General features: G+C 43.0%; 1 protein-coding gene and 1 pseudogene. Both read left to right on the plus strand.

The window, feature by feature from the left end; translation table 11 throughout:
* Positions 1-60: 60 nt before the first annotated feature.
* Positions 61-241, plus strand: a 181-nt coding sequence (locus D7D54_RS09565; protein ID WP_244193458.1) for a mucin-binding protein, incomplete at its 3' end; no start/stop codon positions are given.
* 1 nt (position 242) lies between these two features.
* Positions 243-808 (plus strand): annotated as a pseudogene (locus D7D54_RS09270) (mucin-binding protein); the annotation flags it as partial.

The raw sequence follows: 808 nt of genomic DNA on the forward strand, positions 1-808 counted from the left end.
GCTAAAGACCAAGACCGTGTTGAAACAGTTACTTACCGTAAGGATGCTCAAAAAGCTGTTATCCGTTATGTAAGCACTAACGGTAACCGTGTTCTCACAACAGATGAAGTAACAGGTAAGTCAGGAGAAGCCATTGCCTACAGCACTACAAGTCAAATCACAGAATTCAAGAAACAAGGTTACAAGCTTGTCAGCGATGAATTCACAGCAGGTGGTGCGAAGGTTTATGACTACGATACAGNCAAGTCAAATCACAGAATTCAAGAAACAAGGCTATAACCTTGTCAGCGATGAATTCACAGCGGGTGGTGCTAAGGTTTATGACTACGATACAGCACGTGACCAAGTCTACACTGTAACCCTTTCAGAACGTGTTGAACCAGTTAACCCAGATAACCCAACTCCACAACCAAACACACCAGTTAATCCAGGACAACCAGATAGCCCACGTTGGCCAGGAACCGTTGAAAACTTGGATAACAAGGAAAGTGTTAGCCGTACCATCCATTACGTTTACGAAGACGGAAGTAAGGCTAAGGATGATGTGGTTGAAACACTGAACTTCAAACGTTGGAGTCGTATTAACCTAGTAACTGGTCAGATTTTCTTCCAAGACTGGACAACTAATGATGATACGTTTGATAAAGTGGTCTCTCCAACTATCGCAGGTTACACAGCGGATAAATCAGAAATTCCAGCTATAAGCGGAGTGAAGGCTAAAGACCAAGACCGTGTTGAAACAGTTACTTACCGTAAGGATGCTCAAAAAGCTGTTATCCGTTATGTAAGCACTAACGGTAACCGTGTT

The organism is Streptococcus chosunensis, from assembly GCF_003626515.1.
GTDB lineage: Bacteria > Bacillota > Bacilli > Lactobacillales > Streptococcaceae > Streptococcus > Streptococcus chosunensis.